Origin of the sequence: Micromonospora sp. S-DT3-3-22, assembly GCF_015354745.1 — a bacterium.
GTDB lineage: Bacteria > Actinomycetota > Actinomycetes > Mycobacteriales > Micromonosporaceae > Micromonospora > Micromonospora wenchangensis.
Genome location: NZ_JACGMO010000138.1, coordinates 1 through 20,239, shown reverse-complemented (window position 1 = coordinate 20,239; position 20,239 = coordinate 1). Strand labels below are relative to the sequence as shown.

General features: G+C 73.4%; 16 protein-coding genes and 3 pseudogenes. 7 read left to right on the top strand and 12 right to left on the bottom strand.

Going from position 1 to position 20,239, the window contains the following annotated elements:
* Positions 1-105, top strand: a pseudogene (locus H1A17_RS34845) (methionyl-tRNA formyltransferase); the annotation flags it as partial.
* Positions 106-162: 57 nt separating this feature from the next.
* On the opposite strand, the pseudogene H1A17_RS29025 reads toward H1A17_RS34845, so the two are convergent.
* The 7 genes and pseudogenes from H1A17_RS29025 to deoC all read right to left on the bottom strand — a co-directional run.
* A pseudogene (locus tag H1A17_RS29025) lies at positions 163-798 on the bottom strand (cytochrome d ubiquinol oxidase subunit II); the annotation flags it as partial.
* 11 nt (positions 799-809) lie between these two features.
* Complete coding sequence (locus tag H1A17_RS29020; RefSeq protein ID WP_194823380.1) at positions 810-2,060, bottom strand: cytochrome ubiquinol oxidase subunit I; 1,251 nt, start codon at positions 2,058-2,060, stop codon at positions 810-812.
* Between the two features lie 97 nt (positions 2,061-2,157).
* Positions 2,158-3,063: a M56 family metallopeptidase gene (locus tag H1A17_RS29015; protein WP_194823379.1), complete on the bottom strand. Its 906-nt coding sequence runs from the start codon at positions 3,061-3,063 to the stop codon at positions 2,158-2,160.
* A 10-nt stretch (positions 3,064-3,073) separates the two neighbouring features.
* On the bottom strand, positions 3,074-3,556 hold the full coding sequence (locus H1A17_RS29010; protein ID WP_145917862.1) for a BlaI/MecI/CopY family transcriptional regulator: 483 nt from the start codon (positions 3,554-3,556) through the stop codon (positions 3,074-3,076).
* 53 nt (positions 3,557-3,609) lie between these two features.
* The gene (locus H1A17_RS29005; protein ID WP_145917863.1) at positions 3,610-4,434 is read right to left on the bottom strand and encodes an aldehyde dehydrogenase family protein; all 825 of its coding nucleotides are present in this window, start codon (positions 4,432-4,434) and stop codon (positions 3,610-3,612) included.
* On the bottom strand, positions 4,427-5,851 hold the full coding sequence (locus H1A17_RS29000) for an aldehyde dehydrogenase family protein (protein ID WP_145922563.1): 1,425 nt from the start codon (positions 5,849-5,851) through the stop codon (positions 4,427-4,429). The genes H1A17_RS29005 and H1A17_RS29000 overlap by 8 nt, the downstream gene beginning before the upstream one ends.
* 5 nt (positions 5,852-5,856) lie before the next feature.
* Positions 5,857-6,846, bottom strand: coding sequence for a deoxyribose-phosphate aldolase (deoC, locus tag H1A17_RS28995; RefSeq protein ID WP_145917864.1), 990 nt, complete (start codon positions 6,844-6,846; stop codon positions 5,857-5,859).
* A 149-nt stretch (positions 6,847-6,995) separates the two neighbouring features.
* Between deoC and upp the strand changes: the two genes are divergently transcribed.
* Together upp and H1A17_RS28985 are read left to right on the top strand one after the other, a co-directional pair.
* A complete protein-coding gene (gene upp / locus H1A17_RS28990) occupies positions 6,996-7,628 on the top strand; it encodes a uracil phosphoribosyltransferase (protein ID WP_145917865.1) in 633 nt (210 codons plus the stop codon).
* Between the two features lie 145 nt (positions 7,629-7,773).
* A complete protein-coding gene (locus H1A17_RS28985; protein WP_145917866.1) occupies positions 7,774-8,457 on the top strand; it encodes a GPP34 family phosphoprotein in 684 nt (227 codons plus the stop codon).
* A gap of 54 nt (positions 8,458-8,511) precedes the next feature.
* Here H1A17_RS28985 and H1A17_RS28980 read toward each other — a convergent pair whose 3' ends face one another.
* The 4 genes from H1A17_RS28980 to H1A17_RS28965 all read right to left on the bottom strand — a co-directional run bounded on the left by H1A17_RS28980 (position 8,512) and on the right by H1A17_RS28965 (position 14,176).
* Entirely contained in the window at positions 8,512-8,715 is a 204-nt protein-coding gene (locus H1A17_RS28980; protein WP_194823378.1) for a DUF397 domain-containing protein, read from the bottom strand.
* A complete protein-coding gene (locus H1A17_RS28975; protein WP_309236895.1) occupies positions 8,708-9,568 on the bottom strand; it encodes a helix-turn-helix transcriptional regulator in 861 nt (286 codons plus the stop codon). The genes H1A17_RS28980 and H1A17_RS28975 overlap by 8 nt, the downstream gene beginning before the upstream one ends.
* A gap of 659 nt (positions 9,569-10,227) precedes the next feature.
* The gene (locus H1A17_RS28970) at positions 10,228-11,904 is read right to left on the bottom strand and encodes a phospho-sugar mutase (RefSeq protein ID WP_194823376.1); all 1,677 of its coding nucleotides are present in this window, start codon (positions 11,902-11,904) and stop codon (positions 10,228-10,230) included.
* Positions 11,905-11,995: 91 nt separating this feature from the next.
* Complete coding sequence (locus tag H1A17_RS28965; RefSeq protein WP_168222609.1) at positions 11,996-14,176, bottom strand: serine/threonine-protein kinase; 2,181 nt, start codon at positions 14,174-14,176, stop codon at positions 11,996-11,998.
* 230 nt (positions 14,177-14,406) lie between these two features.
* On the opposite strand from H1A17_RS28965, the gene H1A17_RS28960 reads away from it, so the two are divergent.
* Both H1A17_RS28960 and H1A17_RS28955 read left to right on the top strand, forming a co-directional pair.
* A complete protein-coding gene (locus H1A17_RS28960; protein WP_145917871.1) occupies positions 14,407-15,990 on the top strand; it encodes a methylmalonyl-CoA mutase in 1,584 nt (527 codons plus the stop codon).
* A gap of 699 nt (positions 15,991-16,689) precedes the next feature.
* A complete protein-coding gene (locus tag H1A17_RS28955) occupies positions 16,690-17,952 on the top strand; it encodes an amidohydrolase (protein ID WP_194823375.1) in 1,263 nt (420 codons plus the stop codon).
* Here H1A17_RS28955 and H1A17_RS28950 read toward each other — a convergent pair.
* Entirely contained in the window at positions 17,909-18,892 is a 984-nt protein-coding gene (locus tag H1A17_RS28950; RefSeq protein ID WP_228544423.1) for a DUF4349 domain-containing protein, read from the bottom strand. The two genes, H1A17_RS28955 and H1A17_RS28950, sit on opposite strands and share 44 nt — an antisense overlap.
* Positions 18,893-19,013: 121 nt before the next feature.
* Between H1A17_RS28950 and H1A17_RS28945 the strand changes: the two genes are divergently transcribed.
* Together H1A17_RS28945 and H1A17_RS28940 are read left to right on the top strand one after the other, a co-directional pair.
* Positions 19,014-19,643: an MBL fold metallo-hydrolase gene (locus H1A17_RS28945; protein ID WP_194823374.1), complete on the top strand. Its 630-nt coding sequence runs from the start codon at positions 19,014-19,016 to the stop codon at positions 19,641-19,643.
* A gap of 3 nt (positions 19,644-19,646) precedes the next feature.
* A pseudogene (locus H1A17_RS28940) lies at positions 19,647-20,239 on the top strand (hypothetical protein); the annotation flags it as partial.

Sequence of the window (20,239 nt, the reverse complement as noted above, 5' to 3'; positions counted from 1 at the left end):
GCCTCCGGGCACGAGGTGGTGGCCGTGGTGACCCGCCCCGACGCGCCCGCCGGTCGGGGTCGGGGTGTGCTGCGTTCCCCGGTCGGCGTCTGGGCCGACCAGCACCACCACCAGGAGTACGGCGGGCAGCGGCTGGTGGGTCGCCGCGCGTACCCGGTCGGAGAGCAGGCCCAGCGCGGTGGCCGTGGCGACCGCGGCGAGCGCCCCGCCGAGCAGCCGGCGGGCCAGCCGGGCGGTCGCCGGGGTGTCGGCGGCCGGCAGGCGCAGGGTGAGGAACGTCGCACCGTGCGCGGCGGCCAGGGTGAGCAGGGCGAGCCCGGTGGCGGCGACGAACGGGGTGGCCAGGTGGGTCTGGCCGGCGACGTGGCCGGTGGCGTCGATCGGCAGGCCCTGGAGCAGCCCGGCGAGCAGGGCACCCCAGCCGAAGGCGGCCAGCGCGCTGCCGGCGACGATCACCCGGTCCCAGCCACGGCGGGCGGCCGGGCCGGTCGGCCGGCTGCGGAGCTGCACCCCGGTGGTGACCAGGATCACCCCGACCAGTGCCCCGGCCACGGCGGGGTAGTGGCCGGAGAGGAGTTCACCCTCCAGGGTGGGGAACGCGCCGAAGAGGATGCCGGCGGCGGCCACCAGCCACACCTCGTTGCCGAGGAAGAACGGGCCGAGCGCGGTGAGCCCGGCGCGGTGGGCGGCCGGGGTGTCGCGCCGGGCGAGCAGCAGCCCCACCCCGTAGTCGGAGCCGGCGAGGACGAGGTAGCCGGCGAAGAAGAGGCCGAGCAGGGCGTACCAGAGCAGGGGCATCGGGGGTCCTCTCAGGCGAAGGCGGGGGTGGGCCGACGCTCGTCGTCGGGGGTGCCGGGCGGGCGGCCGAGCGCCGGGTCGACGGCACCCCGGGCGGCGTGCCGGGCGAGCAGCGTCCAGTTGGTGACGGCGAGCGCGCCGAGCAGCAGGCTGAAGCCGATCAGCGAGGCGAGCATCAGGCCCGGGTCGACGCGGGAGACGGCCTGGTCGGTGGGGAGCAGCCCGTACGCGGCCCAGGGCTGTCGGCCGACCTCGCGGGCGAGCCAGCCGAGGAGCACCGCGACGAACGGCAGCGGCAGGGCGAGCAGGACGAGCCAGAGCGGGAAGCGCAGCCGGATCAGCCGGTCCCGCCAGAGCAGCGGCAGCAGCAGCCACACGCAGCCCAGGGTGAACCCGATCAGGATCATGAAGCCGAGCCCGACGTTGGACAGCACCGGCGGGGTGTAGTCACCGGGGCCGAACCGGGTGGTCCACTCGGCGATCCGGGCGTCGGCGGTCGGGCCGGCGTCGAACTTGGTGGGTTGCAGCTCGCCGACCGGCCCGAACTGGGCGAAGCCGAACCCCTGTACCAGGCTGACCGACAGGGCGGCGGTGACCAGCCCGATCCGCAGGGCGGTGCGGTGCAGGGCGAAGTCGGTGGTCCGCCGGATCAGGTGCCAGGCGCTGACCGAGGCCATCAGCATGCCGCCGGTGAGCAGGCTGGCGGCGATCACGTGGCCCAGCGCCATGCCGAGGGTGGGGTTGGTGAGTAGCGCTCCGAAGTCGGTCAGGTGGGCGACCCCGTCGCGCACCCGGTAGCCGACCGGGTGCTGGAGCCAGGCGTTCGCCACCATGATCCAGAACGCCGAGGCGTACGCGGTGAGCGCGACCCCCCAGAGCAGCGCCAGGTGTACGCCGCGCCGCAACCGGTGCCAGCCGAAGATCCACATTCCGAGGAACGTCGACTCCAGGAAGAACGCCACGAGCGTCTCGATCGCCAGCGGGGCCCCGAAGACGTTGCCGACGTAGCGCGACAGCCCGCTCCAGTTCAGCCCGAACTGGAACTCCAGCACGATGCCGCTGGCGATGCCGAGCACGTAGTTGATCACGTAGAGCTGGCCCCAGAACCGGGTCAGCCGTTCCCACTTCGGGTCCCCGGTGAGCGCCCAGGTGGTCTGGAGCCCGACCAGCAGGGTGACCAGGCCGAGGGTGACCGCCACGAAGAGGAAGTGGATCGAGGTGGTGGTGGCGAACTGGAGGCGCGCGAGGAGCAGGGTGTCCATGAACCTCTCCAGAGGTAGTCCCGCTTGTCGTAGCGATGCTACACGTAGCTTGCCTACCTATAGGTGCGTGCGGAACCGCCGCCCGGTACGCGGGGCGTCAGCTCAGGAACAGCGAGATCGGCAGGGCGGCCAGGGTGGTCGTCACCGCCAGCGCGACGGCACCGAGCAGCCGGGGCGGCCGGTCGGCGACCAACAGCCGCTGCACCCGGACGTCGAGGTCCCGGTCACCGAGACCCAGCGTGCCGGCCGGGGCGATCCGGTGCCCGGCGGCGGCGAACCGGCGCAGCGCGCCCGCCAGCGGAGCCTCGGCATGCAGCGCACGGGCCTTGTCGTCGGCGCGCATCTCGACCAGCAGGGCCACCCGCTCGTGGGCGGCACCGACCCAGCGGAACCACGGCAGCGCCCGGCGCAACGCGGTGAACGGCAACAGCACCAGATCGTGCCGCTCCTGGGCGTGCGCCCGCTCGTGGGCGAGCACCGCCGCCAACTCGGCCCGGTCCAGCAGGCTGAGGGTGCCGGCACTGACCACCACCCGGGGCCGTACCCCGGGCAGGCAGTACGCGGCGGCGCCGGGATGGTCGAGCACCAGCGCGCCGGGGATCGCCGGGTCCCGGCGGGCGACCAGGGTGAGCAGGTCCCGGTGCCGACGCTGGGCCCGCACCGTGGAGTGCACGCTGCGGACGGTGGTGCCGAGCAGCACCGCGCCGATGCCGAAACCGACCCCCACCAGGCCCAGGTGGACGGCGGTCACCCCGGCCGGCAGCGTGCCGTGGGCCAGGTCGTCGGCGAGGGCCAGCAGCGCCCCGCCGGTCGGCCGGTCGTACACGGTCAGCCCCAGCGCCATCGGCAGGCCCATCGCGGACAGGCCGAGGGCCAGCCCGACCGCCTGCCAGCAGACGATCGCGACCCGGGGGGCCCGCCACGTCCAGGTGGCGCGGGCCAGCACCTGGGCGGTCAGCCAGCAGGCCAGGACCGCCCCGGCGAAGTGCACGGCGTACGCCACGGCGGTCGCCCTACCGGTCCGTGGCCTCGTCGACGGCCCTGGGTCGGCCGGCGCGCGGGTCCCCGACCCGGTCGGTCAGCCCGGCCCCGGTCGACCCGGCGTCGGGTCCGGCCGGTGCGGGGCCGGCCAGCCCCGCCTCCGCACCGAGCGCCGCCCGCAGCACCTCGGCCTCGGTGCCGGTCACCGAGCGGGCGAAACGCACCAGCGCGGCGTCCCGGCTGCCACCGAGGTCGAGGGCGTCGAGCATGAGCTGGGCGATGTGCGCCTCCCGGCTGGCGGCGGCCCGGTAACGCCAGGCCCGCCCCTCGCGTTCGCGCTGCACCATGCCCTTGCCGGCGAGCCGGTCCAGCACGGTCATCACCGTCGTGTACGCCAACTCGCGCCCGTCCAGCGCCTCGGCGACCTCGCGTACGGTCACCCCGTCCGACGTGCCCGGGACCACGTCCCAGAGCACGTCCATCACCGCCCGCTCAAGATCGCCCAGCCGAGTCACCAGGTAATCCTACCCCCCGTAGTAGAACCCCTTCCACGGCAGGACACCCGTGATCACACCCCCTTGGGGTGCCAGACCGTCTTCGTCTCCAGCAGCGCGGTCATCCGGCGCAGGCCCGGGTCGCCCGTCCAGTCGTGGTCGGCCGGGGCCGGCCGGAGCACCCGCTTGAGGTTCTCCGCCGCCCTGGCCTCCAGGTCGGTCGCCAACTCCCGGTCGGCCACCCCGGCCAGGTCGATCGCGTTGACGTCGAGGTGCGCGGCCAGCGTCGGCGCGGTCTCGGTGATCCGGCCGGTGAGCAGGTTGACCACCCCGCCGGGCAGGTCGGAGGTGGCCAGCACCTCGGCCAGGGTCACCGCCGGAAGCGGGGCCGCCGGGGAGGCCGCCACCACCACCGTGTTACCGGTGACGATGGCCGGGGCGATCACGCTGACCAGGCCGAGCAGCGCCGGGGACTCGGGGGCCACCACGGCCACCACCCCGGTCGGCTCGGGCGCAGACAGGTTGAAGTAGGGCCCGGCGACCGGGTTGGCGCCGCCGTACACCTGGGGGAGCTTGTCGGCCCAGCCGGCGTACCAGACCCAGCGGTCGACCGCCGCGTCCACCTCGTCGCCGGGGACGCCGAGCGCCACGAACTGCTCGCGTCGGCCCTCCAGCATCTCGGCCACCCGGTAGAGGATCTGACCCCGGTTGTACGCGGTCGCGCCGGCCCACCCCTTGACGGCGGCGCGGGCGGCGACGACGGCGTCCCGCGCGTCCTTGCGGGAGGCCAGTGACACGTTCGAGTCCTGCACGAGATACGACCGTCCCGACTCGCTGCGCGGGAACTTCCCGCCGATGAAGAGCTTGTACGTCTTGCGTACCGCGACCCGCTCAGACATTGAGGTACGCCTCCAGCCCGTGCCGGCCACCCTCGCGGCCGTAGCCCGACTCCTTGTAGCCGCCGAACGGCGAGGTCGGGTCGAACTTGTTGAACGTGTTGGCCCACACCACCCCGGCGCGCAGCCGGTCGGCGGTCCACAGGATGCGGGAGCCCTTGTCGGTCCAGATCCCGGCCGACAGCCCGTACGGCGTGTTGTTGGCCTTCTCCACGGCCTCGGCCGGGGTGCGGAAGGTCAGCACGGACAGCACCGGGCCGAAGATCTCCTCGCGGGCCACCCGGTGCGCCTGGGTGACCCCGGTGAAGATCGTCGGTGCGAACCAGAACCCCCGGTCGGGCAGCTCGCACGGCGGCGACCAGCGCTGCGCGCCCTCGGCGGCCCCGGCGTCGGAGAGTTCCCGGATGCGGGCCAGTTGGGCGGCCGAGTTGATCGCCCCGACGTCGGTGTTCTTGTCCAGCGGGTCGCCGACCCGCAGCAGCGCCATCCGCCGCTTGAGCGCGTCGAGCACCTGCTCGGCGACGTTCTCCTGGACCAGCAGCCGGGAACCGGCGCAGCAGACGTGGCCCTGGTTGAAGAAGATGCCGTTGACGATCCCCTCGACGGCCTGGTCGACCGGCGCGTCGTCGTAGACGATGTTGGCGGCCTTGCCGCCCAGTTCCAGGGTGACCTTCTTGCCGGTGCCGGCCACCGACCGGGCGATGGCCTTGCCGACCTCGGTGGAGCCGGTGAACGCGACCTTGTCCACGCCCGGGTGCTCCACCAGCGCCCGGCCGGTGTCGCCCGCGCCGGTGACGATGTTGACCACGCCGGCCGGCAGGTCGGCCTGCTGGCAGATCTCGGCGAACAGCAGCGCCGTCAGCGGGGTGGTCTCGGCCGGCTTGAGCACCACCGTGTTGCCGGCGGCGAGCGCCGGGGCGACCTTCCAGGCCAGCATGAGCAGCGGGAAGTTCCACGGGATGACCTGCGCGGCCACCCCGAGCGGCTGCGGGTCCGCGCCGAAGCCGGCGTACGGCAGCTTGTCGGCCCAGCCGGCGTAGTAGAAGAAGTGCGCGGCGACCAGCGGCAGGTCGACGTCCCGGGACTCCCGGATCGGCTTGCCGTTGTCCAGCGACTCCAGCACCGCCAGCTCGCGGGAGCGTTCCTGGATGAGCCGGGCGATCCGGTACAGGTACTTGGCCCGGTCCCGGCCCGGCATCGGCCCCCACACCTTGTCGTACGCCTTGCGGGCGGCGCGGACCGCGCGGTCGACGTCCTGGGTGCCGGCCCAGGTGACCTCGGCGAGCACCTCCTCGGTGGCCGGGTTGACCGTCTTGTCGAGCTGCTCGCCGTCGACGAACTCGCCGTCGATGAACAGCCCGTAGGACGACCTGATGTCGACGATCGCGCGCGACTCGGGCGCAGGGGCGTATTCGAACATCATGCTCAGTCCAGGGTGAAGTAGTCGGGACCGGAGTAGGTGCCGGTCGTCAGCTTGGTGCGCTGCATGAGCAGGTCGTTGAGCAGGCTGGACGCGCCGAACCGGAACCAGTCCGGGTCGAGCCAGTCGCTGCCGACGGTCTCGTTGACCATCACCAGGTACTTGATGGCGTCCTTGGTGTTCTTGATCCCGCCGGCCGGCTTGACGCCGACCTGCCGCCCGGTGGCGGCCCGGAAGTCGCGGACCGCCTCCAGCATCACCAGGGTCACCGGCAGGGTGGCGGCGACCGGGACCTTGCCGGTGGAGGTCTTGATGAAGTCGCCGCCGGCCAGCATCGCCAGCCAGGAGGCCCGCCGGACGTTGTCGTAGGTGGCCAGCTCGCCGGTCTCCAGGATCACCTTCAGGTGGGCTGCCGGTCGCCCCTGGCGACCGCCATCAGCAGCGCCGCAGGCCTCCTTGACCGCCTTGATCTCGTCGTAGACCTCGGCGTAGCGGCCGGCCAGGAACGCGCCCCGGTTGATCACCATGTCGATCTCGTCGGCCCCGGCGGCGACGGCCGCCCGGGTGTCGGCGAGCTTGACGTCAAGCGGCGCCTGCCCGGACGGGAACGCGGTCGCCACGCTGGCCAGGTGCACGGCGCTGCCGCGCAGCACCTCGGCCACGTACGGGACCATCGCCGGGTAGACGCAGACCGCGCCGACGTGCGGGCAGGTCGGGTCGGCCGGGTCGGGGCGCAGCGCCTTGGCGGCCAGGGCGCGGACCTTGCCCGGGGTGTCGGCCCCCTCCAGGGTGGTCAGGTCGACCATCCGGATGGCCAGGTCGATCGCCTGCGCCTTGGCGGTGGTCTTGATCGAGCGGGTGCCGAGCTGTGCCGCCCGCTGCTCCGCGCCGACCTGGTCCACCCCGGGCAGGCCGTGCAGGAAGGTCCGCAAAGCGGTCTCGGATCGCCCCAGCTCGGACAGGTCCGACCGGGCCGACGTCGTTGTCGCCGTCATGCCCCGAATACTACGCAGCCGCGAGTCGGGTGATCCTGGTCACAGTGCCTCGGGGCGACCGGCCCGCCCGCCGGGCCGGAGGTGAGCGACGTCGCCGCCCGCCGCGCACCCGTACTGCCGGCGGACCCGGACCGGTAGGTTGAGCGATCGTGGACGTACACGTCATTGACCACCCGCTCGCCCAGTCGCGGCTGACCGCCATGCGGGACGCCCGGACCGACTCGTCGTCGTTCCGGGCCGCGCTGCACGAACTCACCACCATGCTGGTGTACGAGGCCGCGCGCACCTTCCCGGTCGAGAAGTACCCGGTGCAGACCCCGGTCACCGGGGCCGAGGGCACCCGGTTGGCGAACCCGCCGCTGCTGGTGCCGGTGCTGCGGGCCGGCCTCGGGATGGCCGACGCCGCCCTCGGGCTGCTGCCCGAGTCGTCGATGGGTTTCGTCGGCCTGGCCCGCGACGAGGAGACGTACGAGCCGCGCGCCTACATGGAGTCGCTGCCCCGGGACCTGACCGGGCTGCCGGTGCTGGTGCTCGACCCGATGCTGGCCACCGGCGGTTCGCTGGAGCACTGCTGCCGGCTGCTCGCCGACCGGGGCTGCACCGACATCACCGTGCTCTGCGTGCTCGCCGCCCCGGTCGGCATCGCCCGGCTGGAACGGTCGGGGCTGCCGTTGCGCCTGGTCACCGCGTCGATCGACGAGGGGCTGAACGACAACATGTTCATCGTCCCGGGTCTCGGCGACGCCGGTGACCGCCAGTTCGGCGGAATGCCCCGCTTCTGACCTGCCCACCGCTGGTGCGCCCGGCGTCAGCAGGCGGGTGGCCGGCGGGTCGCGGGGAAGCGGTCGACCGGCCGTGGGGGGTTGCCTTCCCACGGAAAGCGAGTCGGGGAGCGCGGGGTGCGTTCAGGCGCTACCGTCTCGGGCCATGACTGGTGTTGCGCTGGCCGAGGAGTTGTTGCTCCTCGCGTATGACGATGAGACCGGCAAGGCGACCATGCCCCGGATCAGCCTCGACCTGGGGATGGCCGCCGCCGTCCTGGTCGAGCTGGCCCTCGCCGGCCGGATCGCGTACGTCGATGGGAACCTGGCGGTGACCGACCCGACGCCGGTCGGCGAGCCGATCCTGGACGGGGTGCTGGGCCGGCTGGCCGCCGACACCCCGCACAGCCCGTCCTCCTGGGTGCAGCGTCTGCGGCACGGCCTGCGCGACCGCATCCTCGGCGACCTCGTCGAGCGGGGTGTGGTGCGCGACGTCGAAGAGACCGAGCTGGACTTCATCGTGGTGCACCGCTACCCGACCACCGACCCGTCGGTGGAGCAGGACAGCCGGCGGCGGCTGGCCGAGGCGCTGGCCGGCGAGCAGCTCCCCGACGAGCGGACGGCGGCGCTGGCCACCCTGGTGGCGGTGCTGCGGATGGAGCCGGCGCTCGGCCTGGACGGCAGCGCCGCGCAGGACGCCCGGCGTCGGCTGGAGGAGATCGCGGGCGGGGCCGGCTTCTCCGGCACGATCAGCCTGGAGGAGTCGGTGGTCCGCCCCTCGGTGGCCCTGGTGGTCACCGCCCTCGGGCAGGCCGTCGACCAGGCGCTCGGCAAGCGCACCGTGGGCTGAGCCGGCCGTCCCGGGCGGGTGCGGCGGCCTCAGCGGATACGCGGGGGCCGGCCTTCAGCGGGTGAGTCGGTGGGCCTTGACGTGGGTGACGAAGGCGGACCAGGCGGTGGGTGGGACGGTGAGGGTCGGGCCGGTCGGGTCCTTGCTGTCCCGGATGCCGATGATGCCGGGGAGGTTGTCGGCCACCTCGACGCACTCGCCGCCGTTGGTGCCGCTGCGGGTGCTGGTGCGCCAGCGGGCGCCGGTCAGGTCACTCATGGCACTCTCCCCGGATCGCGTCGATCAGCTCGGTCGATTGTCCCGCGTCGAGGGCGAGGGAATCCAGCCCCTTCCAGACCCGCTCGTAGGCGGCGATCTCTGCCGGCTGGTCGAGGTAGAGCGCGCCGGTGAGCCCTTCGACGTAGACGGTCGGCGGCTCGCTCGGGCTGCCGAGCGCCGAGGGTGGGAAGTCGAGCAGCACGAAGGTGCCGGCCTCGGCGGCCAGCGGTGGCCCGGCGGCCAGCGGCAGCACCCGGATGGTGATGTTGTGCCGCTCGCCGACGGCCAGCAGGTGCCGGAGCTGGTCGGCCATCACCGACCGGCCCGGCACCGGGCGGCGCAGCACCGCCTCGCTGAGGATCACCGTCAGCGTGGGGGCCGGTGGGAGCCGTCGGGCCAGCAGCCCCTGCCGCTGGATGCGGAGGCTGACGATCTTCCTTCGCTCCTCCTCGCCCAGTTCGGGCCGGTTGTGCTGGAAGAGCGCGGTGGCGTAGCCGGGAGTCTGCAACAGCCCCGGCACCAGCTCGGCGTTGTAGTAGCGGATGCTGCTGGCGACGTTCTCCAGGCCGACATAGAGCGAGAACCAGGCCGGCACGGCGCTCCCATGGGCGTGCCACCACCCCTCGGCCCGGCTCACCTCGGCCAGCCCCAGCAGCACGCTCGTCTGGTCGGGGGTGGCCTGGTAAAGCTCGCAGAGCACCCGGACGTCCGGCATCTTGGCCGACGTGAGGCCCCGCTCGATGCGCCAGAGCTTCTGTCGTGAGCAGTCCAGCTCCCCGGCCGCTGCTTCGATGCTCAGCCGGGCGTCCTCCCGCAACTGGGTGAGCAGCCTGCCGAGCTGCCGTCGCGGCACGGTCGAACTGTTTGTTTCACACACCGTGCAACACCTTTCCGTCCGGAATGAAACAACGGTTCGCCGCCGATGCAACATCAGAGAGAACGCATACCGGTGACGTCAGGAAAATGGCGATATCGATGCGCTGATGCTAATCACGCAAGCGGTTGGTGTGCAAGGGGTGACACCCGGTGATATCGGTGTTGGTTCCAGGTTGCCGGTCCCGACCGCGCCCCGCCCCGCCGCCCTCGGCAGGCTGCCCAACCAGCCCGAGGTGGGATCGCACGTGCGCCTTGAGGTGTTCCGGGGGCGGTCGGCGCTGCCGCCGAGGACCTGCGCACCCGCCACAGAGCACTGCCGGTTCCCTGTCGCCGGGCTGGCCTGAGCCGCCCCCATTGAACAACCCTCTCGGGTCGTGCGCGGAATTCGGGGAAGAGTTGCGCCATGTCGCCGAAATAGCGGTATCCCCGGGCGTGGATACCGCTATTCCAGTCACATTGAGTTGATCGTGCGCCGCGTCCCGGCCGCAAGCGCCCTGTCCCGGTCGGCCGATTCGGTGGATAAGGCCGCACGATGTGGCCGATATAGCGGTATCCAGCCCGTTCGGATACCGCTATATCGGCCACATTGAGTTGATCATGCGCTGGCCGCGCGGCGAACCACGCGGCGGGCCGGGGTTAGATGCCGAGGGCGGTGGCGATCTCGGCGCGCAGGGTGGTGAGCGCCGCCGCCGCCCGGGTCCGGGCCGCCGGCACGTCCCCCTCCGCGACCGGCTCCACCACTTCCAGGTACGCCTTGAGCTTCGGCTCGGTGCCCGAGGGACGGATCACCACCCGGGCGGCGGCGGTCCGCAGGATCACCACGTCGGCGTCGGGCAGCAGATCCCGCGCTTCGGTGACCGGCGCGCCGAGCAGCGTGGTCGGGGTGGCCGCCCGGACCCGGGCCATCGCGTCGGCGATGATCCGCAGGTCGTCCACCCGGACCGACAACTGGTCGGTGTGGTGCACGCCGAACTCGGCGGCCAGCTCGTCCAGCCGGTCGGTCAGGGTGCGCCCCTGCGCCTTCAGCCCGGCGGCCAGCTCGGCGACGGTCAGCGCGGCGGTGATGCCGTCCTTGTCGCGTACGTGGTCGGGGGCCACGCAGTAGCCGAGCGCCTCCTCGTAGCCGTACGCCAGCGGCGGCGTCCCACCCCCGGCCCGGACGATCCACTTGAACCCGGTCAACGTCTCGTCGTACGCCCGGCCCCGGGCCGTACACATCGCCCGGAGCAGGGACGACGACACGATCGTGGTCGCGTACAGGCCGTCGACGCCGCGCCGCATCAGGTGGTCGGCGAGCAGCACCCCCACCTCGTCCCCGCGCAGCATCCGCCACCCCGTCCCGGTGCCGGCCGGCTCGCGGACCACCACCGCGCAGCGGTCGGCGTCCGGGTCGTTGGCGATCGCCAGGTCGGCGTCGGTGGCGTCGGCGAGGGCGACCAACCGGTCCACCGCGCCGGGCTCCTCCGGGTTGGGGAAGCTGACGGTGGGGAAGGCCGGGTCCGGCTCCGCCTGATCAGGCACCACCCCCGGGGTCGGGAAACCCGCCCGGGCGAAGGCCGCCGTCAGCACCGCCGCCCCCACCCCGTGCAGCGGGGTGTACGCGACCCGGAGGTCACGCGGTCCACCCGGGGCGATCACCGCGACGGCCCGCTCCACGTACGCGGCGACCAGGTCGTCGCCGAGCACCTGGCCGGGCGGGCCCAGCGGCACCTGGGCCAGCGGGCCGACCGCCCGGATGGCCGCCTCGATGCCGGCGTCGGCCGGCGGCACGATCTGCGCCCCCGCGCCGAGCGCCCCACCGAGCTGGGCACCCAGGTAGACCTTGTAGCCGTTGTCCTGCGGCGGGTTGTGGCTGGCCGTGACCATTACCCCGGCCACCCCGCCCAGCTTGCGCACCGCGAAGGCCAGCACGGGGGTGGGCAGCGGCCGGGGCAGCAGCAGCGCCGGCCGGCCCGCGCCGGTGGCGACCCGGGCGGTGCGCTCGGCGAACTCCCGGGAACCGTGCCGGGCGTCGTACCCGATGACCAGCGGACCCTCGCCGCCCTCGGCGGCGAGCCAGCCGACCAGCCCGGCCGCCGCCCGGGTGACCACCGCGAGGTTCATGCCGTTCGGCCCGGCGCGCAGCGGGCCGCGCAGCCCGGCCGTGCCGAAGGTCAACGGGCCGGCGAACCGGTCGGCCAGCTCCGGCGCGCTGGCCGGCAGCCGGTCGAGCACGGCCCGCAGCTCGTCCCGGCTGGCCGGGTCGGGGTCGTCGTCGAGCCAGCGTCGGGCCTGGTCGCGCATCCGGTCGAGGTCAGTGCTTTCCGCCGCCATGCCCCTTGATAGCACGGCGGCGGATCACCACGTCCGGTCGACCCGGATCACCCCGCCGGGCGGGCCGGACCGGCCCGCCGCGCGAGCCGGCTCAGCTCGCCCCGGTGAGCTGGAACGACTTGACCATCTCGTCAAAGATCGGCTTGCTCTCGGCGAACTTGGCGTCGTTGGCGGTGAGATAGAACGAGTAGACCTTCCCCTCGTGCACCACCCCACGCCACACCCCGTGCCGCTTGTCGCCGCCCTCGCCGCAGGTGTACTCGAACTCGGCGGCCGACTTGCCCGCCAGGTCCTTCTCGCCCATCGCCAACTGCTCGTAGGGCTTGGCGCAGGAACTCGTCCGCTTGCGGAGTCCGTCCGCCGCCACCTCGACCCAGCGGCTCGATGAGCCGCCGAACTTCTCGGTGAGGATGCGCACCTTGCGGCCCTTGTCCTGCGGGTCGACGTAGTCGATGTAGACCCCGCCGGTCGCCCGCTGCCAGCCCTTCGGCACGTTCACCCGGATGCCCCGGGCGCTGTGCTCCTGCATCGGCGGCAGCGCACCGCCATCGGCGGCGGGGGCGCTCGGGCCGGCCTGCGGGGGCGGGGTCGGCTCCGGATCGCCGCCGCTGAACAGCGCCACCGCGCCGATCAGCAGCACCACGGCCACGCCGCCGGCCGCCGCGAGCTGGAGCTTGCGCGGCCAGCCCTTCACCGTGCCGACCAGACGACCGCCGGCACCCTTCGCCCGGCCGAGCGGGCCACCGTCGGCCCCGCCCGGCGGCGGGGGCGGCGACGTCCACGACTGGCCGGTGCCGGGGATGGACCACTGCCCGCCGTACACCGCCTGGGTCGGCTCGGCGTTGCCGCCGTAGATGGCCTGGGTCGGCTCCGCCGTCCCGTAACCGGACCGGCCTGCGTCCGCCCCGATGCGCTGGGTGGCGTCCGGGTGGCCGCCGATGCGCTGGGTGGCGTCGGCGGTGCCGCCACCGATGCGCTGGGTGGCCTCCGGGGTGCCCGGGGTGATCCGTTGGGTGGCGTCCGGGGTGATCCGCTGGGTGGCCTCGGTCCGGCCGTACGTCCCGGCGGTCGGGCCGGTCGGCAGCGTGCCGGCCGTGGGCCCGGTCGGTGCCGGCATCGCGCCGGTCGGGGTGTGCAGCGGGCCGGCGAGCGCGTCGGCGCTGGTGTCGTCGAGGGCGGCGGCGGAGGTCACCGCCGGCTTGGGCCGTTCGCCCCGGCGCAGCTTGGCCAGCCGGTCGGTCAGCGACTCACCGGCGGCCAGCATCGCCCGGCCGCCGATCTGCCCGCTCGGCTTCGGCTCGGCCGGCGGCGCGGCGATGGCCGGCGGCCCCGACGGGCGCTGCACCGGCACCACCGAGTACGGGTCGGTGATCGAGTTGACCGCCGTCGCGGTGCTGGTCAGCGGGCCAGCGAGCAGTTCACGCAGCATCGCCCGCGCGGTGTGCACGTCGAGCCGGCGGGCCGGGTCCTTCTCCAGCAGGCCCATCAGCACCCGGGTCAGCGGGCCGCTGCGCTGCGGGGTGGCCGGCGGGTCCTCGACGACCGCGTGCATGGTCTCGATCGGGTCGCCCTTGTCGAACGGGGGACGCCCCTCGACCGCGGTGTAGAGGGTCACGCCGAGCGAGAACAGGTCGCTGGGCGGGCCGAAATCCTGCCCCATGGCGCGCTCGGGGGAGATGAAGTGCGGCGAGCCCAGCACCATCCCGGGGGTGGTGAGCTGGACGTCGGTGGGCATCCGGGCCACCCCGAAGTCGGTGAGCACGCAGCGGCCGTCGGTGCAGATCAGCACGTTCGCCGGCTTGACGTCGCGGTGCAGCACCCCGTTGGCGTGCGCCACCTCCAGCGCGCCGAGCAGCGCGATGCCGATCTTGGCGACCGCGCGGCCGGCCACCGGGCCGTCCTCGATCACCATGTCGGCGAGGCTGCGGGCGTCCAGCAGCTCCATCACGATCCACGGCCGGCCACCCTCGGTGACCACGTCGTACACCTGGACCACGGCCGGGTGCTGGATCGCGGCGGCGGCGCGCGCCTCGCGCAGCGTGCGTTCGTACATCGCGTCCCGGTCGCTGGGGGCCAGCCCCGGCGGCAGGACGACCTCCTTGACCGCCACGTCACGTCGCAGCAGGGTGTCTGTCGCGCGCCAGACCGTGCCCATGCCGCCGTTGCCCACCGAGGAGCGCAACTCGTACCGGCCGCCGATGGTGGTGCCGGGTGCTGCGCGTCCGTTGGGAGGACTCACTGGTCCGCCGCTCCACGTCGGGATCTGAGTCACAGGAAAAGCCACCGGGAAAGTCGAGGGGGCTGGGACACAACGTCTCTATCTTGCTGGTTCCGACGCCCGATGCGAAACCCGACGCGGCGGACCTTTGTGCTATCCGACCGTACCCACCGCCGGGCCGAACGGTGTGTACCTGGCCGTTCACCTCCCGTCGACCGATGCCGAACCGAGATGTGCGCCATCCCTCACCCCACCGACGGCCCCGCGCGTCCTACCATCCGTGGATGAGTGAAGCGCGGGCGAGTGAGTCGGGGTTCCCCATCAAGGGTGTGTACACGGCCGCGGACCTCCCCCCGGAGCTGGACTCCCGCCTGGGCGAGCCGGGTCGTTACCCGTACGCCCGGGGGGTCTACCCGACGATGTACACCTCCCGGCCGTGGACCATGCGGCAGTACGCCGGCTTCGGCACCGCCACCGAGTCCAACGCGCGCTACCACCAGCTGCTGAAGGCCGGCACGATGGGCCTGTCGGTCGCCTTCGACCTGCCCACCCAGATGGGGTACGACTCCGACGACGCCATCGCGCACGGCGAGGTGGGCAAGGTCGGGGTGGCGATCGACTCCATCGAGGACATGCGGCTGCTCTTCGACGGCATCCCGCTGGACAAGGTCTCCACCTCGATGACCATCAACGCGCCCGGCTCGGTGCTGCTGCTGCTCTACCAGCTCGTCGCCGAGGAGAACGGCCTGTCCGGCTCGGCGCTCAACGGCACCATCCAGAACGACATCCTCAAGGAGTACATCGCCCGGGGGACGTACATCTTCCCGCCGAAGCCGTCGCTGCGGCTGGTCGCCGACACCTTCGCGTACTGCCGCAAGGAGGTGCCGAAGTGGAACACCATCTCCATCTCCGGCTACCACATGGCCGAGGCCGGTGCGACGCCCGCGCAGGAGATCGCGTTCACCCTGGCCAACGGGGTGGAGTACGTCCGGGCCGCGCTGGCCGCCGGGCTGGCGGTGGACGACTTCGCCCCCCGGCTGTCGTTCTTCTTCGTGGCCCGCACGACCCTGCTGGAGGAGGTCGCGAAGTTCCGGGCCGCCCGGCGGATCTGGGCCCGGCTGCTGCGCGACGACTTCGGCGCGAAGGACCCGAAGTCGATGATGCTGCGGTTCCACACCCAGACGGCGGGGGTGCAGCTCACCGCCCAGCAGCCCGAGGTGAACCTGGTCCGGGTGGCGGTCCAGGGGCTCGCCGCGGTGCTCGGCGGCACCCAGTCGCTGCACACCAACAGCTTCGACGAGGCGATCGCGCTGCCCACCGAGAAGGCCGCCCGGCTGGCGCTGCGTACCCAGCAGGTGCTGGCCTACGAGACGGACCTGACCGCCACCGTCGACCCGTTCGCCGGGTCGTACGTGGTGGAGGCGATGACCGCCGAGATCGAGACGGCGGTCAACGACCTGATGGACCGGGTCTTCGACCACGGTTCGGCGGTGGACGCGATCGAGGCCGGGTTCCAGAAGCGGGAGATCGAGCAGTCGGCGTACCGGTTCGCCCAGCAGATCGACGCGGGGGAGCGGGTGGTGGTGGGGCTGAACCGCTTCCAGATCGACACCGAGGAGCCGTACGAGCCGCTGCGGGTGGACCCGACGATCGAGGCGACCCAGGCGGAGCGGCTGGCCCGGCTGCGGGCCGAGCGGGACGGCGCGGCGGTCGAACGGGCCCTGGCCGAGCTGCGGGCCGCCGCCGAGGGCGACGAGAACGTGCTCTACCCGATGAAGGAGGCGCTGCGGGCCCGCGCCACGGTGGGTGAGGTCTGCGGCACGCTGCGCCAGGTCTGGGGGACGTACCGCCCGAGCGACCGCTTCTGATCTTCGGGCCGACCGCTGCGGTCCCGGTCGGCGCACCGCCCGCGACCCGGCGGGCGGGCCGACCCGCGACGCTGACCCTCACGGCGACCCTCCGTCGCTGATCCGCGCGGCGACCTCCGCCGGCAGTCCGTTGCCGGCAGGGGTCGCCGTCGTCGTCCGGTCGGGGCCGCTAGGGGTCGCCAGGCGACGTATGCGGGGCTACCGTCGGTGACAACCTGGCGGTGGTGTGCCGGTCGGGTCGCCCGGGTGGTGGGCGGCCCGCGTGGCCGGGGCGTGCGGTGCGGGGTTCGTGGGTAAACCCGAGCGGGTGAACGGGACGGACAGCATGTCCGGGCGGGCCCGGAGACGCCGTGTCACCGTCGGAAACCGGTTGATCACCCGGCGGCGTCGGCTAATTGTCGGACCGGCGGCCAACCGGGGCGACCAATGCGACAATTCGGATACGACGGCCCCGGATCGATGCCGATTTCGCGACCGCCCAATCGGTTACGCGTTGTAGGAGGTGGGGGGCAGATGACGGCGTTCGACCGCGATCTACCTGCTGTCCCGCAGATATTCGAGCCCTCCCACCAGGGCTTACGTGACGCTGTGCGCTCTGATCGCTACCGTAACGAGGTTGCGCAGCGTCACCATCGGAGGTCTAGGCTGTCTGCTGTCCTCCCCGAAGATCCATCCATTTCTAGTGATCGAGAATTCGACGTGACGAGTGCGTTGACGCTGCCGAACGGCAGCCAGCTGGCGTCGTCCTGGCCGGAGGCGCCGTCCGGGTCCCAGCCCCTGCCCCACGATCTGGATCACCTGCTCGCGCTGCGGGTACCCGGTCTGATCGCCACCCGCCGCCACCTCCACTCCCACCCGGAACTGTCCGGGGAGGAGTTCGAGACGGCGGCGCTGATCGCCCGGGAACTCACCCTCGCCGGGTTGCACCCCCGACTGCTGCCCAAGGGCAACGGGGTGATCTGCGACATCGACGGGCGGCCGGACGGCCCGGTCGTCGCGCTCCGCGCCGACATCGACGCGTTGCCGCTGACCGACCCCAAGGAGGTCCCCTACCGGTCCACCGTGGAGGGGGTCTGCCACGCCTGCGGCCACGACGTGCACACCGCGGTGCTGCTCGGCGTCGGCATGCTGCTGGCCCAGCTCGCCGACGCCGGCCAGCTCGACGGCCGGGTCCGGCTCATCTTCCAGCCGGCCGAGGAGATCCTGCCCTGCGGCTCGCTGGAGGTCATCGAGGCCGGTGGCCTGGAGGACGTCGTCCAGATCTTCGCCCTGCACTGCGACCCCAACCAGCCGGTGGGGAAGGTGGGGCTGCGGGTCGGTCCGATCACCGCGGCGGCGGACAACGTCACCGTGAAGCTCACCGGGCCCGGCGGGCACACCGCCCGCCCGCACCTGACCGTCGACCTGGTCGACGCGCTCGGCCGCCTGGTCACCGAGGTTCCGGCCCTGGTCAACCGCCGGGTGCCGGCCAACAGCGGGCTGCTGCTGGTGTTCGGCCACGCCTCGGCCGGCACCCGGTACAACGTCATCCCGTCCGAGGCGTGCGCGGCCGGCACCCTGCGGGTGATGGACCGCGACACCTGGGAGCGGGCCCCCCAGATCGTCGCTCAGGTCGTCCGGGACGTCATCGCGCCCACCGGCGCCACCGTCGACCTGGAATACCTGCGGGGCCGGCCGCCGGTCAGCAACGACGCCCGCGCCATCGGCATCCTCACCGCCGCCACCGCCGCCGCGCTCGGCCCGGAGGGGATCGCGGAGACCCCGCAGAGCATGGGCGGCGAGGACTTCTCCTGGTACCTCGAACACGTTCCCGGCGCGCTGGCCCGGCTCGGCGTCGGCCGGGTCGGCGGCCCCACCGTCGACCTGCACCGCGCGTCGTTCGACGTCGACGAGCGGGCCATCCCGGTCGGGGTACGGCTCATGGTGCAGACCGCGTTGCGGGCACTGGCGGCGGTCCGCTAGGCACCGGCGGGTGGCCCCCGCCGCCCGGTCCCACCGGCGGCGCGGGCCGCCGCTGGCGGCGTCGCCGACGCAACAGCACCACGGCCGCCGTCACGGGCACCCCGATGAGCAGCAGCCAGGGCAGCAACGCCCCGAGCACGGTGAGCAGCACGCCCATCGAGGCGAGGAAGACGGTCCAGCCGCCGCGCAGGCCCACCATGAAGCCGGTCCGGTCCTTCTCCTGCCCGTCGTCGGCCGTCGAGGCGTCCCGGCCGACGAAGGTCACCGTGATCGTGGAGAGCGCGGTCAGGTCGGCCAGCCGACGCTTCTTCGCCTCCAGCGAGGCCAGATCCGCCTCCCGGCGGCTCACCTCGTTCTCCAGCGAGACCAGCTCGGGCACCGTGTCGGCCCGCGCCAGCAGCCGGCGGGCGCTGTCCACCCGGGCCCGCTGGGTGGTGATCCGGGCGTCCAGGTCGACGGTCTCCTCGGTGACGTCCTGGGTACGGATCTCGCGGCGCTGCTGCCGCCCGTAGGTGGCCAACTCGTCGACGAGCGCGGTGAACTTCGCCGCCGGCACCCGCAGCTCCAGTTCCGCCTGCGCGGACGCCGAGACGCTGCGCCGCTGGTCCCCACCGACGAACCCGCCGGTGGCGGTGACCGCCTCCACCGCCCGCCGGGCCGCCGCCTCCACGTCGTCGACCTGCACCCGCATCGTTCCGGTGTAGATGATTGCCCGCTGGTCGACGCGCAGGTCCGGGGCACCCGTACCGGCCTGTCCCGCCGCCGCGTCCCGGTCCGGTGCCGCGCCGCCCGGCGCCCCCTGCACCGGTGCCTTCTCGGCCGGCGCGGAGCCGGCCGAATCGCTGCCCCGGTCATTCGCCCCGCACCCGGCCAGCAGCAGCGCCGCCAGCCCCATCGCCGCCAGGGCCCGCGCCCCGGTTCTCGCCGTCCTCAGTGTCATCCCCGCTCCCGTCGTCGTCCGTCCCCCGGTTCCGGGGCGATAGCTCGGACGCGGCGCGCAGCCGCCCCGGTTCCGGCAGACTGCGCTGAGGACATCACGATTCGATATTCGAGGAGTCACGATGCGGCTCACCAAGTACACGCACTCCTGCCTCCGCATCGAACGCGACGGGGCGGTGCTGGTCGTCGACCCCGGCGTGTTCAGCGAGGCGGCGGCGCTGGACGGGGCGGACGCGGTGCTGGTCACCCACGAACATCCCGACCACCTCGACGTGGCCGCGCTCACCCGGCGACTGGACCGGCAACCACTCCCGGTGTACGGGCCGGCCGCGCTCGGCGCGGTGCTCGGCGACGCGGCGCAGGCGCTCACCCCGGTCGCCCCGGGCGACACGTTCACCGCCGCCGGCATCCCGGTCCGCGCCGTCGGCGGCCGGCACGCCGTCATCCACCCCGACATCCCGGTGGTGGAGAACGTCGGCTACCTGTTCGACGACACGGTCTACCACCCCGGCGACGCGCTGCACGTCCCCACCGACGTCGAGGTGCAGACGCTCTTCGCCCCGATCCACGCGCCCTGGTCGAAGTTCTCCGAGGTGGTCGACTTCATCCGGGCGGTCGCCCCACGCCGGGCGTACGCCCTGCACGACGCGCTGCTCAACGACAACGGCTACGGCGTGCTCGACCGGCAGTACACGGCGCTGTCCCGCACCGACTACCAGCGGCTGGAGCCGGGCAGCCGGATCGACGCCTGAACCGTGGCCGTCGACGAGTCCGAGCTGGCCCGGCAGCTCTACCGCACCCCGCCCGACCGGTTCGTCGCCGCCCGGGACGCCGCCGTCGCCGACGCCCGCCGGGCCGGTGACCCGGCCACCGCCCGGCGGATCGCCGGCTGGAAACGGCCCACGGTGGCGGCCTGGCTGGTGAACCTGCTCACCCTGGACCGTCCCGAGCTGGTCGCCGACCTGGGGCCGCTGGCCGAGGCGCTGCGCACCGCCCAGCGCGACCTCAAGGGCCCCCGGCTGCGGGAACTCTCCGCCCGACGGCGGGAACTGGTCGCCGCCCTGGTCACCGAGGTACGCCGGATCGCCGCCGACCTTCCCGACGCGCCGCCGGCCGCCCGGCTGCCGCTGGCCGAGGTCGAGGCCACCCTGCACGCGGCCCTCGCCGACACCGCGGTCGCCGAGCAGGTCCGCACCGGACGGCTGCTGAAGGCGGTGCACCACTCCGGCTTCGGCGAGGTGCCCCGCCCGCAGCTCCGACTGGTCACCGGCGGTGCGGCGGAGCCCGCCGGTGGCGGGGCGGCGGACGTCGTACCGCAGCGGGAGGCCGACCGGGGCGGAGCGCGCCG

Coding starts and splice junctions, on each gene's coding strand:
- H1A17_RS28945 (WP_194823374.1), top strand. CDS start 19,014: ATGCGGCTCACCAAGTACACGCACTCCTGCCTCCGCATCGAACGCGAC.
- H1A17_RS28985 (WP_145917866.1), top strand. CDS start 7,774: ATGACTGGTGTTGCGCTGGCCGAGGAGTTGTTGCTCCTCGCGTATGAC.
- H1A17_RS29000 (WP_145922563.1), bottom strand. CDS start 5,851: ATGTTCGAATACGCCCCTGCGCCCGAGTCGCGCGCGATCGTCGACATC.
- H1A17_RS28970 (WP_194823376.1), bottom strand. CDS start 11,904: ATGGCGGCGGAAAGCACTGACCTCGACCGGATGCGCGACCAGGCCCGA.
- H1A17_RS28960 (WP_145917871.1), top strand. CDS start 14,407: ATGAGTGAAGCGCGGGCGAGTGAGTCGGGGTTCCCCATCAAGGGTGTG.
- H1A17_RS29020 (WP_194823380.1), bottom strand. CDS start 2,060: ATGGACACCCTGCTCCTCGCGCGCCTCCAGTTCGCCACCACCACCTCG.
- H1A17_RS29005 (WP_145917863.1), bottom strand. CDS start 4,434: ATGTCTGAGCGGGTCGCGGTACGCAAGACGTACAAGCTCTTCATCGGC.
- H1A17_RS28980 (WP_194823378.1), bottom strand. CDS start 8,715: ATGAGTGACCTGACCGGCGCCCGCTGGCGCACCAGCACCCGCAGCGGC.
- deoC (WP_145917864.1), bottom strand. CDS start 6,846: ATGACGGCGACAACGACGTCGGCCCGGTCGGACCTGTCCGAGCTGGGG.
- H1A17_RS28950 (WP_228544423.1), bottom strand. CDS start 18,892: ATGACACTGAGGACGGCGAGAACCGGGGCGCGGGCCCTGGCGGCGATG.